The sequence below is a fragment of the Echinicola soli genome, assembly GCF_006575665.1.
In the GTDB taxonomy this organism is placed as follows: Bacteria; Bacteroidota; Bacteroidia; order Cytophagales; family Cyclobacteriaceae; genus Echinicola; species Echinicola soli.
The window spans coordinates 5,030,466-5,048,140 of sequence record NZ_CP041253.1 but is presented as its reverse complement, the minus strand read 5'-3'; the positions used below and the strand labels follow the sequence as shown (position 1 = coordinate 5,048,140).

Genomic DNA, 17,675 nt, shown 5'->3' with positions numbered 1-17,675 from the left:
CAAAAAAACGAAGAAAATCATGAATACTAAAATTTTGACCCTGGGCCTACTGGTTCTTTTACTTGCCAGCGCCTGCGGTAATCAGTTGGACCTTTATCCGCGATCGGCCGTTTCTTCGGAATCAGATCTTACCGAAGATGATGTGGAAGCTTTCCTGATCGGTGTGTACCAGTCCGTTCAGAATGATCCTGGACGTGAAGCTTATATTTTAGCCGACCTGGTGGGAGGAGACCTGAATTCAGCTGGGTCGACCAATGGTGGTGGTACCAATGCCTTTATCAGCAATATCCTCCGCCCAGAGCATGGTTATGTGAACAGTTCTTGGAAAGGGTACTACGAGGCACTCTATCAGGTAAACACCCTGATTGCCAATATCAAAGAAATGGCTCCTTCCGTTAGGGTGAATCAGATGAATGGGACGGTACACTACTTCCGGGCATATATTTATTACAACCTATTGGTCAAATTTGGAGGTGTACCGATTATCAGGGAAAATACCCAGGAAAAGCTGCCAAGAAATTCAACGGAGGAAGTCTGGGGATTTATTGAAGAGGACTTATCAGTGGCCATGGAACATGCCCCTGATTTTAATGGTGAACTGGGAGGAGACTTTAACTACGTTTCCAGTCAGGCGGCCAAGGCATTGATGGCCCGGGCAAAGCTTGGTCAGGGCAAAATGGCCGAGGCGGCTACATTTGCCGAAGAGCTGATCAATTTGCCTTATTTTAACTTGGACAGCTTTGATGAAATGTTCAGGAGGCAGGACAATAGCGAACTGATTTTCGCTTTTGTAAACCTCACCATTGAGTCCAGTATCAACCTGTCCACGCTATTTTATACCTATGCCCACCCCCAGAGTGGTTCCTACGTTTTCAAGCCCAACCCCTGGGCAATGGAAATGTTCACCGCCGCCGATTTACGTGCGGAGGTTTCGGTGGACACTTATGATGGTCTGGACGTGGTAAACAAGTATCCAAGCGGCCAGACCGGCACCGATCAACTCAATGTAAGCAGGCTGGCCGAGATGTACCTGATCAGTGCTGAAGCACAGGGACTCGAAGGACTCGATCGTCTCAATGAACTCCGTGAAGCTCGCGGGCTTGGACCTGTATCGCCTTCCAATGAAGCGGATTACCTCGACCTGGTTTTGGAAGAACGGCGAAGGGAATTTTTTGCAGAAGGGTTCAGATGGGTGGACTTGGTACGGACGGGGAAGGCCGTGGAAGAATTGGGCATACAGCAGCGTGAAACCCTGATGCCCATACCTGAGACAGAGTTGTTGTTAAACGAAAAACTGGAACAAAACCCGGGATACTAATCCCTAAAAAGGCAGAAACGATGAAAAAATATATCAATTACTATTATACCGTTCTTTTGGCCAGCTCATTGGCTTTGATGGCAGCCAGTTGTAAAAACGACGATACCCAACCTGCAGTGCTGGACCAAGAACGTGCATCCATCACCCAGCGGGTAAAGGACAGTACTGATTTGGTCAGTGAGGTTTTTTGGGACACGACCTTTACCGTGGCCCCGGGGATCCAGGAGACAGATATCCATTATTTGTCCATGAAGGGACTATCGATGCGTATGTTTGTATTTAGGATAGACCTAAAAGAGGAGGGCGTGGAACTGTTTCCGCTGACACCATATGCCAGTAGTGGCTTTGGCATGCAGCCGATTCCTGAAATGATGGAATGGGTAGATGTGCCCGGAAAAAAGGTCGTGGGTGGTGTCAATGCCGATTTTTTCAATATGGACACTGGAGAACCACGAGGTGTAGTTCATCTGCATGGGGAGGCTGTCAAGACGACCCCAATGGTAGGGAGGTCTTTCTTTGGCGTGGATGAAAATGGGAGATTGGTGATCGAACATGCTGATGATTATCCCGAGTTCCAAGACGGTTTGTTTGATGCCCTGGGAGCGGGGGATCTGCTTATCAAGGATTATAATTTGGTCCCCCTGGTGAGCGAGGATATTCACCCAAGAACAGCGGTGGGAATTACCGATTCTGAAGAGGTTTATTTCATGGTGGTGGACGGCCGTCAGTTTGATTATTCCAATGGACTGTCCCTGTCGGAAGTGGCTGAAGTATTCCAGGCTTTGGGGGTGCGTGATGCCACTAACCTCGATGGTGGAGGGTCTTCCACCTTTGTGACCTTACACAGTGTGGAAGACGTATTTCATGTGCGTAACCGCCCATCTGACGGGACACCTCGTCCAGTGGCAAATGGTTGGGCTATTTTGGTAAACGAAAACGAATAAATGATGGAGGTTAATATGAAAAGCGTGTATAGAATTCCATTATTGATCATGGTCCTGTCAGCCATGGCGATCCTTGGTTGTGACAATGATGATGTGGTACCACAGAGCAGCCTGGATCCCTTTCTGTATACCATGGCCCCAGTGGAAGGAAATGCCAGGGATGTGGTGACCATCCAAGGGAGGAATTTCAGCAGAAACAGGGAAAAGAATGTCGTATCCTTTAATGGGGTTTCAGCCAAAGTCTTGGAAGCGAGCAATAGTAGGCTTCAGGTGGTTGTTCCTGAAGGAAAGGGCCCGCAAACTATTGAAGTGAGCATAGATGGTGTAGGTGCCGATGGAGCGTTACTTGAATTTATCCATGTGGCACTTCCTGCCAATTATATGGTCTCGACGTTGGCAGGGAATAGTGATTACGGTTTGGTGGACGGAATGGGCAATGCAGCATCTTTCAGGAACCCTGAAGGAGTGGCCGTTCATCCTGATGGATACCTTATCGTAACCGACAGGACCAATAATAGCATTCGTCAGGTGTCATTTGATGGCTCGGTGACCACAGTATTGGGAACAGGGCAAAGGGGTTATTTGGATGGTCCGGTGGCAGGGGCGTTGTTGGATTATCCCTGGAAGTCCTGCGTGGACAAGGACGGCAACATTTATATTGCCGATCGTGATAACCACGTTGTCCGGAAAATCGATCCCCGGGGTGCGGTGAGCACAGTGGCCGGAACAGGGGTGGCGGGGTTTAATGATGGGGCAGCTGACCAGGCCCAGTTTGATCAACCACTGGATGTGGCGGTGTCCGAGGAAGGGGTGCTTTATGTAGCCGATAACCGTAACCACCGGATAAGGAGAATAGATGTAGATGGAACGGTCAGTACCGTGACAGGAAGCGAACAGGGAAATCAAAACGGAAACCTGCAGGATGCCACCTTCAGGTATCCTTCCGGATTGGACATCGATGGTAAAGGAAATATTTTCGTTGCCGACCGGATCAATCACCTGATCCGGAAAATCGATTTGAATGCAGGCCAGGTGAGCACGGTGGCAGGTGATGGCTCACAGGGAACCAGGGATGGCCAATTGATGAACGCCCAGTTTAACAATCCATATGGGATCACGGTTACCGATGAGGGGAATCTGGTCATAGCAGACCTGTCCAATCATAAAATTAGGCTGATCGATGAGGAGAAGGTCCTCACCATTGCCGGCTCTGTCAGCGGTTTCCTTGATGGGGTAGGGAGGACCGCACAGTTTTATAATCCTACCGATGTTACCAGCCATGATGGCCATATTTATGTTGCTGATCTTGGTAACCATAGGGTGAGGAAAATTGAACAAAAATAAACTACTTGAAACCAAAGGGGGAATGATGGTTTGGGATATGTAAATATAATGCCCCAAAGTTCGGCTTGGTTTTGTAGGATGAAAAAGTCCACCAATTTCCCAGCGGTTTTGGCAGTAAAAGGAAAGCCCCTTCCAGTAATACTTGGAAGGGGCTTTTTTATGTGCTGCTCCAGAGCTGTGTCAAAATACGTGTAAAGGGCCATCCCGGGCGGGGGAAGGGTGAATGTTAATTAATCTTGAAATTTTAAGGGAAAATCTGGCAGATCTTGCCGAATTAAGCCGATATTTTATAATTTCGCAGTCCTACCGCCATCAGAATTGAAAAATCAGAAACCTTGAAGGGCATTTTTGTGTTTAATGTTTCTGAAAAAAGGATCAACTATTTCTTTTAATTCTATTGTAACCTGTATGAGTACTTTATCCCCTGTGAAAAGGCTTTGGCGGCTTTTAAAACTATACAAGCCAGAAATAAGGCAGATTTATACCTATGCCGTTTTTATCGGTGTGGTCAACCTGTCCCTTCCACTGGGAATCCAGGCCATCATCAATTTTCTCCAGACCGGTCAATTATCATCTTCTTGGTTTATCCTGGTCATCGTGGTATTACTGGGGATTGGAGTGGCAGGAGTACTGCAAGTATTGCAGTTGCGCATTGTGGAGAATATCCAACAGGATATTTTTGCGCGGTCAGCTTTTGAATTTGCGTTTCGTTTCCCCAAAATGAAGGCCAAGGAGGTGGACAGCATCCATGCCCCGGAACTGGCCAATCGCTTTTTTGATACGCTGACCATCCAAAAAGGACTGCCCAAGATATTGATAGACCTGTCCCTTTCTACCTTCCAGATCTTTTTTGGGCTTTTGTTACTTTCCGTTTATAGCCTTTATTTCATTGGCATGGGACTGGTAATGATCCTGATCCTTTACCTGTTGGTCAAGATTACCGGTAAAATAGGATTGGAGACCAGTATCGAGGAAAGTAAGTACAAGTATCGCCTTGTCCACTGGCTGGAAGAAATAGGCCGGGCGAGAAGGACCTTTCAAATGAATGATCCTACCGCATTCCATCTTGGCAAGACCGATAACATTACAGCTGATTATATCAATAGCCGAGAGTCGCACTTTAAGGTATTGCTGGACCAGTTCAAGTCCTTTGTCGGATTTAAGATTTTCATTGCCGCAGGGATACTGGTGGTAGGCGGGCTGTTGGTATTCAACCAGCAGATGAATATTGGGCAGTTTGTCGCTGCCGAAATTGTCATCATCCTTATCATCAATTCGGTGGAAAAGCTCCTAAGGGTGTGGGACAGTGTATATGATGTACTGACCGCATTCGATAAAATTGGATTTGTGACCGATCTGGAGCTGCAGCAGAACAACGGCCAGGAAGTGTTGTCTCCCTCTTCGGATTGTTCCCTGTCGCTGAAAAAGGCAACGTTCAGGCACAAGGATGCGTTGGATCCGGTCTTTAGTGACCTGGACCTGACCATACCCGAGCGGGCCAGGGCAGTGCTCAACAGCGAAACGGGATCAGGAAAGTCCACATTGCTGCAGGTCATTGCCGGTGTGCAGGACCTGGAGTCGGGAGATGTCCTGTTAAATGATGTCTCCTACAGCGTGCTGAGCAGAAAAAGCCTGCACCAAAAGCTGGGGATTGTCTTTGCATCCAACCAGATATTTGAAGCGAGCATTCGGGAAAATATCCTGGTAGGTAGACAGGTGCCCGAGAAAGAACTGTTGGAAGTGCTTCGGGACCTGGAATTGGAGGATTATGTCAAGGGGCTGCCAAAAGGATTGGAGACGATCATGGATAGTGGCGGGAGGAGAACACCGCGGTGTGTCATCCAGAGAATACATTTGGCACGGGCGATATGCCATCGGCCAGGCCTGCTGTTAATGGAGGACCCGTTGGCCAATTTACCCACGGCTGAAAGGGTCAAACTGATCGAGTTCCTGACCGATGAACAGCAGCCATGGACCTTGGTCGTCATTAGTGACGATGAAGAATGGTTGAAAAGAAGTACAATGACCGTGAAGCTGTAATCCGCTATGCTGAATATTTCTGAAAATAGTATCAATAACTATATCAAAAAGAAGGACTTTAAGGTCTTCAAGGTATTGGAGGATGCCAAATCCTTTCAGTTTTCCAAGAAGACCTTTATGATCATATCCATCGTGTTTTTGGCCGCCATGTTCCTGCCATGGACCCAAAATATCCAAACCGATGGCTATGTCACCACACGGTCTCCAGAACAGCGCCCCCAATCCATCCAGTCAGTGATTTCCGGAAGACTGGAGCGCTGGTACGTAAAGGAAGGGGACTTTGTCCAGAAGGGCGATACCCTGGTATTTATCTCCGATGCCAAGAGTGAATATTTTGACCCGAACCTTTTGGAAAGGACCGAAGAGCAGCTGAATGCCAAGACGCAAAGTGCTGATTCCTACGAATTGAAAGTCGATGCGTTAAGGTCGCAGTACCAGGCAGTAAAAGAGGCACTTGACTTTAAGCTTAGGCAATTGGACAATAAGATCCTGCAGGCCAAAAATAAGGTGGAAATGGACAGTATGGATCTGGTAGCCTTTAAGACCAACTTTTCTATTGCCGAAAACCAATTGAAAAGGACTACCGAACTGCACGCCAAAGGACTTAAGTCGCTGACCGAATTACAGGAAAAAGAGTTAAAAGTGCAGGAAACAAGGGCAAAGGTGAGCGTCCAGCAAAACAAACTGACAAATCAGCGTAACGAGCTGCTCAACCTGGACCTTCAGATTTCGTCGACAGAGCGGGAATACAAGGACAAGCTTGCCAAGGTGCAGTCCGATATCCAGTCGGCCCTTTCTTCTAAACTGGGCACATTCGCCGATGCTTCCAAGCTGCGCAACCAACTGCGCAACTATACCGAAAGACGGGAGCGGTACTTTATCACTGCGCCGCAATCGGGCTATATTACCAAGACGGTGACCAAAGGCCTAGGGGAAATGATCAAAGAGGGAACCGATATCATGACCATCGTGCCGGAGCGGTATGATTTGGCCGTGGAAGTATATGTCAGGCCCCGGGACCTTCCCTTGGTGCAGCAGAATGAAAAAGTCCGCCTGCGCTTTGATGGTTGGCCAGCGATCGTCATCAGTGGCTGGCCGGAAGCTTCCACAGGGATTTTCTCCGGAAAAGTGGTGGCCATGGACCGCTTTATCAGCAATAACGGTTACTACAGACTGCTGGTGACCCCTGACCCTGAGGAACGCAAATGGCCGGAGCGGTTGAGTATCGGCACCGGGGCGCGGGCATTTCTGCTCCTCAACGATGTACCGCTTTGGTACGAGGTATGGAGACAGCTGAATGGCTTTCCGACAGACTATTACAGCGAGGAGAAGGCCAACCCCAAATCAATTAAATTAAAGGCTCCCTTAAAATCGGTAAAATAAGCATTGACATGATCAAAGCTGGAATTTATATAGGCTTGTTGTTTTCATTGGTGATGTGCATTCATCCGGATTCCTCGGCCCAGGAAAATGGGATGCTTGCCTTTGAGCAGTACATCCAGGATGTGCTGGCCCATCATCCCCTGTCCCAAAAGGCGAGGCTCAATGTGCAAAAGGCAGAAGCCACCGTACGTGCTGCGCGGGGAAATTTTGATCCGGTGGCCGGTGCGGATTTTAGCCAAAAACATTACGATGAGAAGATCTATTACCGGAAACTTGCCACCGGGGTAAGGGTTCCAACAGTGGCTGGTTTTGACCTGGTGGCGGGGTATGAAAAGAATTCAGGCCATAACCTGAACCCGGAAAATTATATCGCTGGGGACGAGGGACTGTGGAATGCCGGCATTGAGCTGAACGTGCTCCAAGGACTGCTGATGGACGAGGGGAGGACGGCCCTGAAGCAGGCGAAGGCCTATGCGGCCATCGCAGGGCAAGAACAGGTATTGCAGACCAATGACCTTTACTTCAGTGCGGCGGAGGCCTATTTCTACTGGGCCAATAGCCATCAGTCCCTATCGATTGTCCAGGAAAGTGTCGTGCTGGCCAAGAATTATTTCGAAAATACCAAAACCTCATATTTTAATGGGGAAAAGACAGCCATGGATACCCTGGAGGCCTTTACCGTGTGGCAGGATCGCCAGAACCTGCTTCAGTCGGCACAGTCGAGTTATGTGGCGACCGTGAGGAACCTGGAGAATTTTCTTTGGGACCAGGATGGAAATGCCTACCTGCAGGGAAGGGAACCAGAGGAACTGGAAAACCTTCGTGAAAAAGCTGCCGTACCACAATTCCCCATTGACTCGGTAGAGCAACATCCCATGCTGCAAAAAAGCCGGCTGGACATTACGGCATTACAGGCGGAAAGAAGGATGAAGCAGGAAAAGCTGCTGCCCAAACTCAAGCTCAAATACATGCCGCTGCTCACTCCCGACGGGGAAGGATTTCCAGGATACAATGAAAACGACTACAAATGGGGTTTTTCCTTTAGCTTTCCTCTGCTGCTGAGAGGGGAACGGGGAAACCTGCAGCTCAGCAAGATCAAGGTTCAGGAAAAGCAGCTGGACCTGGAAAACAAGACCCTTGGGCTGAAAAACAAGGTGCTCAACAGCCAGGCCCAAATTGGGCTGCTGGCCAATCAAGTGGCCAACCAAAAGCAGAACGTGGACGGTTATGAGCGGTTGCTATGGGCGGAATCCGAAAAGTTCAGCTATGGGGAAAGTTCGGTGTTCCTGCTGAACAAGCGCCAGGAAAAATACCTGGAAGGCCAACTCAAGCTGGTAGACCTGATAACCAAATGGCAGCTGGAAAAATTGAAATATGGTTATTTCTCCAATACCCTGGATATTGCTGTGGAAGGGCAGTAGTTTGGAAAGGACAATTCCTTTTAAGTGGAAACATATATGCATATGATTTTTAGGCTCAGGGTGTTTCCAATTTCATATAATGGTGGCTTTGTTTGACAATATACCAGGTAGTTTATTGTCATGATAATGTAAACCACTCTGCTTATTAATAAGAGATTAGTCCTACTTTGTCATGTTACGGTTATTTTAGGAGATTCCTTCGTCGGAATAGCCTGCCCCGGTGGATATCGGGGACAAAACACGCTGTCATCCCGGGGAACAGCCTTTCCCGGTAGCTATCGGGAAGGGATCTCTTTAAAGGTACTTCCTTAATTTGACAAAGCAGGATTAGTAAGTCCAAAGAGGTTTTCCTTCCGATCGTCGTATTGGGAGAGCTGTATTTAGGAGCTGAAAAATCCAGTCGGATATCCTATCATCATGCCCAAATCAAGACTGTTGAATGGTAGAACTAACCATGATGACCATTACTAGATCTTAATCTCCTAAATCATTTCAATTGAATAGCTGAATTAATGGTGATTTTTTGATTTTCCTATGACCATGATTGCTTTGATCTCGCAAATCCTTACGAGAACTGTCCCCATCGCTTAAAAATTAGCGGGATTTATGTTAACTTTCCCAGACTTTACAAATCACTAATCAAAAGACAAAAAGAAAATTATGAACAAATTGGCTGATATAGGCCTGATAGGGCTTGCGGTAATGGGAGAAAACCTGGTGCTGAATATGGAAAGCAAAGGATTCTCCGTGGCTGTCTATAACAGGTCTACAGACAAGGTGGACAAATTTATCCAGGGACGGGGAGCCGGTAAAAATATCAAAGGCACCCATTCGGTGAAGGAATTGGTTGCGGCCTTGGAGAAACCCCGAAAGGTGATGATGTTGGTGAAGGCAGGCGATCCAGTGGATAGCTTTATCGACCAGATCATCCCGCACCTGGAGAAGGGTGATATTATCATTGACGGAGGAAATTCCAATTTTACCGATACCATCCGCCGTACCGAATATGTTGAGAGCAAGGGATTCCAGTTCATTGGAACAGGGGTGTCCGGTGGGGAGATAGGCGCATTGCGCGGTCCCTCCATGATGCCCGGTGGGAGCAAGGAAGCCTGGCCACATGTGAAGGAAATCTTCCAGTCCGTATCGGCGAAAGTGGATGGAGGGGTACCCTGCTGCGATTGGGTAGGGGCAGATGGTGCCGGCCATTATGTGAAAATGATCCACAACGGTATCGAATATGGGGATATGCAGATCATCACAGAAGCCTATCAGTTTATGAAGGACGTGCTCAAGATGGACTATGATGAAATGCACGAAACCTTTAAAAAATGGAATACCGGGGAGCTGGATTCCTACTTGATCGAAATTACAGCCGATATTTTGGCCTACAAGGACGAGGATGGAGCACCCATGGTGGAGAAGATCCTTGACACAGCTGGCCAAAAGGGGACCGGTAAATGGACTGGTATCGAAGCCATGCACTTGGGAGTGCCCTTGACCCTGATTGCCGAATCGGTGTTTTCCAGATTCCTCAGCGCGCAGCTGGACCTTCGTGACCAGGCTTCGCAGGTTTTCCAAGCTCCTGAGATCACTTTTGAAGGGGATAAGGAAGAGATGTTGGAAAACCTCAAAATGGCCGTTTATGGCGCCAAGCTCATTTCCTATGCCCAAGGCTATAACCTGCTGATGGAAGCTTCCAAGGAATATAACTGGGACCTGAAGTACGGCGATATTGCCCTGATGTGGAGAGGAGGTTGTATCATTCGTTCTGCTTTCCTCGGTGACATCAAAAAAGCATTTGATAAAAACCCATCATTGCCACACTTGCTACTGGATGATTTCTTTAAGGAAAAAGTACAGAAGGCCCAACCGGGATGGCGAAAAGTATGCGCAGTAGCCGTGACCAATGGTATTCCGGTGCCGTCCTTGAGCGCCTCGCTGGCCTACTTTGATGGCTTCAGGAGCAAGCGGTTGCCCGCCAACCTGCTACAGGCTCAAAGGGACTATTTTGGTGCCCATACCTATGAAAGGACTGACCGTCCACGGGGAGAATTTTTCCATACCAACTGGACAGGAGAAGGTGCCGATACGGTTTCTACGGCCTATAACAGTTAATATATCAAGGTATTCAACTTTGGCTACCAAAGGCCTATAAACAAAGGAAGCCCCTAGATCATCAGTTTCAACCTGATAATCTAGGGGCTTCTAACGTTATTTTTTCCTAGGTTATTCTATGAAAATTTTCACTTGGTTGTATTCTTCCGCCGATCCTGAAATCATGACCACATGGAAGCCAGGGCGTAAATGGCCCAAGGCAACGGGGAATTGGTTTTCCCCTTCATGGATGGACAGCTCATATTCCTGCACCACTGTCCCGAAAGCATCGATGATCCTCACCATGGCCTGATCGGCTATGGCACTTTCAAAATCAAGTTCCGCCATAGTCCTTGCAGGGTTTGGGCTAACTTTTAGCGAGTTGTTGGTAAACTTGGTAGCTTCGTTGCATGCTCCGAGGGTGGCACCGTTTTTCAAGAGGCTTTCCACTGCCTGGGGAGCGATGCATTTTACTTTCCCCTTATGGCATAGCGTGACTTTCCCGGATCCGTTTCCGCAGCGTACATCGACCACTTCCACGGTGATGGACTGTGTTTTTTGGCAACCGGAAGCATCGGTTACGGTAAGCTCGTATTCGGTGGTCACCTCAGGAGAGACGGTGATACTGGAGCCCGTTTGCCCGGTGTTCCATTCGTAGCTGTAGGGGGCTGCCCCACCCGTGACCTGTTCTACTCTCAGTTCCTGCGGTTGGTATTGGTAGCCCAGGTACAGGGTTTCAGGTTGGTTGGTCAATGCCTGGATCTCCTCAGGTTGATGGATGGTGATGTTTTCCAGGGTTTTGATATTGCCGATGGCATCGCGCACGTGGACATCATAATCCCCCGCAGTGAGCGAATCGAGGGTAGTGGATGCCTCAAAGGTTTCACCATCAAGGCTGACCTGATAGGGAGCCAGGCTTCCTGATACCATCACCTCAATACTGCCATTCTTTTCACCGTAACAGGTGACATCAGTGGTTTCCAAAGCGGTGATGTCCATTTCAGGAATATAAATCTCCACATCCCGGACCATGGAACTTCCTTCTTCATCGATGACCATAAAGGAGATGGTCGAAAAGCCGGCCCGCTCAGGGGTAAATGTAGCGGTCCCTTCTTCGATGTCCACCGAACCTCCATCCACATGATAGGTGGAGTAGCTAGGGTTCAGCGTATAGCCCTTGAACAGGGCGGGAAGGTGGACGTTTACGTTGGTGCCGGTAGTGGGCCTGAAATGCACGTTTGCCATCCAGTGCAAGTATTCCTCCAGGGCTGTATAGCCGTCTCCGTCCTGGTCTGCATTGGCATTACTGAAATCACCTTGGACGGAATTTGGGCTGGTGCCGATGGCTTCCTCCCACCAGTTGGGAAGCCCATCGCCATCGGAGTCCCATTGCGCGTCCCGTTGCTCGAAAGGATATACCTCGTATCCACCGGCGTCATCCTGATGGTCCGGAAATCCCTTTTTTCCGGTTTCACTTCCCACTACCGAATAGGATCCGGCAAGGGTTTCGTTGATCATGCGGTGGTCATGGTCATCCAGAAAGGGCTGGTTGGCACCCACATCGGAAAGAACGTTTTTGTAGGCCTCCCTTGCCGGTTGGATGGCCATATGGGAGGGGAAGAAAGGGCTGTCCACAAAGCCTTCATATTGCTTGTAATCACCGTTGGAGTACCGTTCTTGTCGCCCGGCTTCCTGATTTTCCTCGTTGAAATGGCCGGGCATGACGTTGCCGGAAAAGTAGCCACGTTGCGTGCCGAGGCCTGTGCCTTCATGGTCAATGGTCATGGCGATGAAATGGGTGGTGCCAGGGCCCGGTTTATAATAATTGTTGATAAAATTCACCTCGTGCGCACCGCCGTCGGTGGTACGGTTTCCCCAGTTGTAGACCACATTGTTGGTGATGTCGAGCCTTCCGCTGTAGTAGGCATTTCCGTCCAGTCCACCGCCCATGCTCCAGTTCCTTCCATAGTTATGGGCAAGCAGGTTATGGTGGAAGCTGCCGATGTCCCCGCCAATGGTAGCGGCATAGCCGTGCTCGGTGCCTTCCGGATAGTTTTTATGACCAGCAGCGTTCAGCGCTTCTGAAATAAGTGTCCGCTGGAGGGTAATGTTATTGGCTCCCCTTGAGCTGAAGGACTCATCGATCGTCCAGCTGATGGAGCAGTGGTCCAAAATGCTGTGGTTGGCACCGGTAAGCCCCATGCCGTCATAAGTGGGACCCGCCCCTAGCCTTAACCGGACAAACCGGGCGATGACGTCATTTCCGGTAAAACCGAAAGGGGCCGATCGGATACAGATGCCTTTTCCTGGTGCTGTCTGGCCTGCCACGGTTACAAAGGGGTCGTTCAGGACCAGTCGGGACTCCAGTTCGATGGTTCCGGAAACATCAAAGACAATCGTCCGGGGCTCCTCGTGGTTCTCCACCGCATCCCTAAGGCTTCCTGGGCCATTGTCGGCCAGGTTGGTGACATGGACGACCTTTCCGCCACGGCCGCCAATGGCAAATCTTCCATATCCCTCTGCTCCCGGAAAAGCCAGACGACGGGGACGAAAGGACCATACATTTCCCTTGGTGGTTTCCCCATTGCTGTTGACCTCGTCGATACGCCAGAAGTAGGTCTCGTGGATGGAGAGGTTGGACTCGGAATGGGTGGTGGCGTTTTGTTGGCCACGGTAAGCCGAAGAACCGATGGTCGCCTCATGGACGGCGGTTTCATCAGTGCCAAAATAAACATGATGTGCTACCGCATCGGGTGCAGGTTCCCAGTTGAGGGCCACCGTGCCGGGTTCCACATCATGGGCGGATCGGTCCTCAGGAAAGGGCGTGGTGGCCTGTGCAAGAAAATTGGGCGTGTTGAGTTCAATGCCACAGATATAGACGTTTTTGATCAGGTCATCGGTGGTGGTCACCGCCTGGAACAACAGCTCCACATCATTGCCTTCTTCGACTTCAAAGGTGAGGTAATTGATGGCCATTGAGGTGGGCTCTGTGGCCCTCAGGGGCATACTAAGGTTGTCCACGACCTGACTGCCATTAAGGGAAATGTCAAGGGGCGCACATTGTTTGGAACTCAGTCCGTTATGGTAGGTCAGCAGGCTGTGGGTGCCTGCTTCCAGTCCGGAAATGGTGAGCCTGATCTGCGCTCCGGCATCACCACCGTCCACATATACGGCATCTCCCCCAAGTCGGGCGTAATAAGGAGCCTGAATACCTGCCTTGTACCAGTTGGCCCGCAGCGCTTCGCCCACTTCCCCCACTTTTTCAAAGGTGAACGTGATACCATCGACGGTTTTGGAGGTAGACTGTTCGTTATCTGGAATCCACGGCGTATAGCCGGGTTCGTTGGTTTCTGCCTCCCTTCTGCCACTCATGTTCATGTCAAGCTTGACAACCGGCTGCTGCGCCTGTAACCAGGTTGGCAGCAGGCAGAGTGCCAGGATGAATAATGTAATCGGTTTGTTGAAATTGTGCATATTATTGGGTTTTTGTTAAAAAAACTTGGTTTTCATCAGGACAATATGGACAGGCCATACTGTGGGACATGCCCATAATTGCCATCGGCTATCCCTTGATCGTGTACCGAATACCCATGGGGAAACGGGAGGGAAAGATTCTATATACATCTTTCCCTCAAGGAGCAACGTAGCTCGCCCTGTCGGTAAATTTCCGATCGGTAATGGAATTTGGCAATGATGGCCGCCACAGCCAGTTCGGCGGTGTGGACAGATTAAAATGGTTTAAATGAAGTCTATAACCATCTTGGCTGTTGCCAAAATGGTCAAAACCGGTAGGAGTCAGTTCTAGGGGTTAATGAAAAAGAATGATTGTTTTGTGAAATTTCACCGATTTAATTGAATTAAATATAGATTACCAGCAATAGTTAACTATCCTGTACTTTCCTGTATTATCGGTTTAAGAACGATCTGTACTTGCTGCGACCAAAGGATGGGGAACTACCTAAACCCGAACCTATGCCAAAAGGTATTATGTGTTTTGAAAACGTTTAAATGGTGTCAGCGCTGGTTATTGGCAGCTGTGGCCCTATGACCCCGGACCAATCTTTTGACATCTTCCAAAGAAAGGTACAGGCAAGGAACAATGACCAAAATGATGGTCGTGGCGAATACAATGCCAAACCCCAGTGAAATGGCCATGGGGATCAAATAAAATGCCTGGCTGGAAGTTTCCAGGATAATGGGCGTGAGGCCTCCAAAGGTGGTCAAGGTGGTCAAGGCAATCGGCCTGAAACGCCGTAGTCCCGCTTCATGGATAGCTTGGTCAGCAGGGAGTTCTTTTCTCATTTTATTGGCATAATCCACCATGATCAAAGAATCGTTTACCACTACCCCTGCCAGTGCAATCATTCCCATCAGGCTGACCAGTGACAGGTCATAGCCCAACAGGATGTGCCCGATTACGGCTCCCACCACGCCAAAGGGAATGGCTGCCATTACGATGAGCGGCTGTGTGTAATTGCCGAAGGCCAAGGCCAGTAGGGCATAGATGAGCAAAAGGGCCATCGTAAAGGTGCCCCACAGGGAGTCGGTGGATTCACGCATATCTGCCTGGCTGCCTTCGAAAGTCCAGGTGAGCCCGGGGAAATCCGCCCGTAGTTGGGGGAGCACTGTTTCATTAATGGAAGCCAACACCCGGCTTACCGCATTTGAAGGCTCCACGTCCATGCCTACATTGACCACGCGACGGCCATCACGTCGGTTGATGGAGGTAAAGGCCTCTTTTTGGACGACTTCCACCACATCCATCAGGGGGACTTCCATCCCTTCTTCAGTCCTGATGATAAAGTCCTCCAGGTTTCTGAGGTCCTTGCGCTCTGCCAAGGGGAGTTTTACCCGAATTTCCACTTCGTTGTTGCCCCTGAGCTGGCGCATGGCCAGGGCCCCGAAAAAGGCATTACGGACCTGTCGGCCCACTTCAGAGGAGGTGAGTCCCAAGTTCCGGCCTTGGGGCAGTAGTTTGAAATCATATTGTATCTTTCCTTTATTGTAATTATCGCTGACATCCCGGGTGTTTTCAAAGGTGCTCATCTTCTCGACAAATGCCTTGCTGGCTTTTTCCAGGACAGCGATATCCGTATGGCTAAGGTCAACGCTGATCGCCTGCCGTGCGCCCCCCGGGCCTCGTTCCGCCTCGAAGGTGATCTGGTCCACGCCGCGAATGTCGCCGATATTGTCCCGCCATAGGGCGATGACTTCACGGGCAGTGATGTCCCGCTGGTCAGGGGGAAGCATGACGATTTCCACATCGATAAAGTTTTGCCCCCTGACATTGGTCTTTACCCCTTCGGCCACTTCATATAGGTTGTGCTCTTCAAACATCCTTCTGGTGGCAGTGGTCACTTCTTCGGCCACTTCGGCGGCTTGGTCAGGAGTGGTGCCCACAGGAAGACGGATTCCCGCCTCGATTTCGTCTGCAGCCACTTCCGGCATCAGGATAATCCCCATGTGATCGCTCAGACCATAGCCGCCTACGATGACCAAAAGGCCTATTGCGATGCTAAGGGTGATGTATTTAAATTTCAGGCATTTATCCAGAAAAGGGTGAAAATACGTCTCAATGAACCAATCGAAGCCTCTGGCAAACTTCCCTTGGTAGTTTTCCAATTTCAGGATGATTCCTTTTTTCTTGCGCCGTTTGATATGGCCCAAGTGGGAGGGAAGGATGAAAAGTGCCTCGATCAGGGAGACAGTGAGGATGACGATGACCACCGCAGGAAGTGGCCACCAGAATTTGCCGGTTTCACCTGGAATATAGAGCAGCGGAAAAAAAGCTATGATCGTCGTCAGGATGCTGAAAAAGACAGGCTTGGCCACATCCCTTGTCCCCTTGATGGAGGCATCCATGATGCTGTATCCTTTTTGACGGTATTCAAAGACATTTTCACCGACCACAATGGCGTCATCCACCACAATGCCCAAAACGACCAGAAAGCCAAACATGGATATCATGTTTACACTGACTCCGATCAGTGGTAGGAACGTAATGCCCCCAATGAACGAGATGACCATACCGATCATTACCCAAAAGGCCAGGCGGTACTCCAAAAACAAGGCAAGGATCACCAAGACAATGACCACCGCCATCAAACCGTTTTCGGTAAGCAGCGAAAGGCGTTCGCGGTAATCCTCGGCCCTGTTGCTGTCTATCCGATAGTTTACCCCGGGGGGCAATTGGAAATCTGCCAGGAGTTCATTGACCAATTCCTCGATTTCAATCGGGGACTGGTCACCTACGCGGAATATTTCCATGCTGACCGCTGGGGCCTGGTTAAACTGACCGTGAAAGCCCGTTTCCTCAAATCCATCGGTAATCGTGGCGATATCCCGGAGCTTTACCTGTGCACCGGAAGGGGACGAGGCGATATTGATTTCGCCAAATTCCCTGGCCCACTGTTTCCGCTCCTTCATCCTGAGCAGGATCTCTCCTGAATTGGTCTGAATGGCCCCGGCGGGGATGTCCCTGCTGGACTGGTCGATCAGATTGGCTACCTGTCCCAGGGTAAGCTGGTATTTTCTCAGGTTATGGCGGGGAATTTCTATCCGTGTCTCATAGTCGGGCACATTGTCCAGGCTGACCTGAGTAATCTCCGGCTGGCTTAAGAGACGGTTTCTAAGACGTTCGCCCAGTTTTCGCAAGGTCCAGATGTCCACATTCCCAAATAGGGAAATTTGCATAACATCCCGTTGGCGATCCTGCAGGACCACTTCGGGCTGTTCGATATCATCGGGAAAGGTACGTATACGGTTAACAGCCTGATCGATGTCCTGAAAGGCCTTCATCCGATTAGTGCCCGCGACCAGCTCGATGCTGATCTGGCCAGATCCCTCATTGGCCGTGGAAGTGATTTCCTTGATGCCCTGGATTCCCCGAATGGCCTCCTCTACCGGCATTAATATGCCTTGTTCTACTTCTTCGGGAGCCGCACCGGGATAGACCACCGAGACGTTTACAAAGTCAAGCTGGAACTGGGGGAACACTTCTTTTTGGATGGTGAACATCGTATAGATTCCTCCGCCTACCAATAGCAACATCAATATATTGGAAGCAAGGGAGTGGGTGGCCATATAGGCAATGATCCCTTTTTGTTCGGTATCGTTGGTGTGCTTTTCCAA

At 49.6% G+C, this 17,675-nt stretch carries 9 protein-coding genes; 7 read left to right on the top strand and 2 right to left on the bottom strand.

The window, feature by feature from the left end:
- The first annotated feature begins 19 nt into the window (after positions 1–19).
- From FKX85_RS19505 to gnd, 7 genes are all read left to right on the top strand, one after another.
- On the top strand, positions 20–1,318 hold the full coding sequence (locus FKX85_RS19505) for a RagB/SusD family nutrient uptake outer membrane protein (RefSeq protein WP_141616314.1): 1,299 nt from the start codon (positions 20–22) through the stop codon (positions 1,316–1,318).
- A gap of 20 nt (positions 1,319–1,338) precedes the next feature.
- A complete protein-coding gene (locus tag FKX85_RS19500) occupies positions 1,339–2,262 on the top strand; it encodes a phosphodiester glycosidase family protein (protein ID WP_141616313.1) in 924 nt (307 codons plus the stop codon).
- Positions 2,263–3,606 (top strand): IPT/TIG domain-containing protein, encoded by a 1,344-nt coding sequence (locus tag FKX85_RS19495; protein ID WP_229239700.1) that lies wholly within the window; start codon positions 2,263–2,265, stop codon positions 3,604–3,606.
- A gap of 408 nt (positions 3,607–4,014) precedes the next feature.
- A complete protein-coding gene (locus tag FKX85_RS19490; protein WP_141616312.1) occupies positions 4,015–5,646 on the top strand; it encodes a peptidase domain-containing ABC transporter in 1,632 nt (543 codons plus the stop codon).
- A gap of 6 nt (positions 5,647–5,652) precedes the next feature.
- Positions 5,653–7,029: an HlyD family secretion protein gene (locus FKX85_RS19485; protein WP_141616311.1), complete on the top strand. Its 1,377-nt coding sequence runs from the start codon at positions 5,653–5,655 to the stop codon at positions 7,027–7,029.
- An 8-nt stretch (positions 7,030–7,037) separates the two neighbouring features.
- Entirely contained in the window at positions 7,038–8,450 is a 1,413-nt protein-coding gene (locus tag FKX85_RS19480; protein WP_141616310.1) for a TolC family protein, read from the top strand.
- Between the two features lie 660 nt (positions 8,451–9,110).
- Positions 9,111–10,565, top strand: coding sequence for a decarboxylating NADP(+)-dependent phosphogluconate dehydrogenase (gene gnd, locus FKX85_RS19475; protein WP_141616309.1), 1,455 nt, complete (start codon positions 9,111–9,113; stop codon positions 10,563–10,565).
- A gap of 111 nt (positions 10,566–10,676) precedes the next feature.
- Here the strand turns inward: gnd and FKX85_RS19470 are convergent, their stop codons facing one another.
- Positions 10,677–14,018: a T9SS C-terminal target domain-containing protein gene (locus FKX85_RS19470; RefSeq protein ID WP_168196297.1), complete on the bottom strand. Its 3,342-nt coding sequence runs from the start codon at positions 14,016–14,018 to the stop codon at positions 10,677–10,679.
- 540 nt (positions 14,019–14,558) lie between these two features.
- Positions 14,559–17,675, bottom strand: coding sequence for an efflux RND transporter permease subunit (locus tag FKX85_RS19465; protein ID WP_141616308.1), 3,117 nt, complete (start codon positions 17,673–17,675; stop codon positions 14,559–14,561).

Coding starts and splice junctions, on each gene's coding strand:
- FKX85_RS19495 (WP_229239700.1), top strand. CDS start 2,263: ATGATGGAGGTTAATATGAAAAGCGTGTATAGAATTCCATTATTGATC.
- FKX85_RS19470 (WP_168196297.1), bottom strand. CDS start 14,018: ATGCACAATTTCAACAAACCGATTACATTATTCATCCTGGCACTCTGC.
- FKX85_RS19485 (WP_141616311.1), top strand. CDS start 5,653: ATGCTGAATATTTCTGAAAATAGTATCAATAACTATATCAAAAAGAAG.
- gnd (WP_141616309.1), top strand. CDS start 9,111: ATGAACAAATTGGCTGATATAGGCCTGATAGGGCTTGCGGTAATGGGA.
- FKX85_RS19480 (WP_141616310.1), top strand. CDS start 7,038: ATGATCAAAGCTGGAATTTATATAGGCTTGTTGTTTTCATTGGTGATG.
- FKX85_RS19505 (WP_141616314.1), top strand. CDS start 20: ATGAATACTAAAATTTTGACCCTGGGCCTACTGGTTCTTTTACTTGCC.
- FKX85_RS19500 (WP_141616313.1), top strand. CDS start 1,339: ATGAAAAAATATATCAATTACTATTATACCGTTCTTTTGGCCAGCTCA.
- FKX85_RS19490 (WP_141616312.1), top strand. CDS start 4,015: ATGAGTACTTTATCCCCTGTGAAAAGGCTTTGGCGGCTTTTAAAACTA.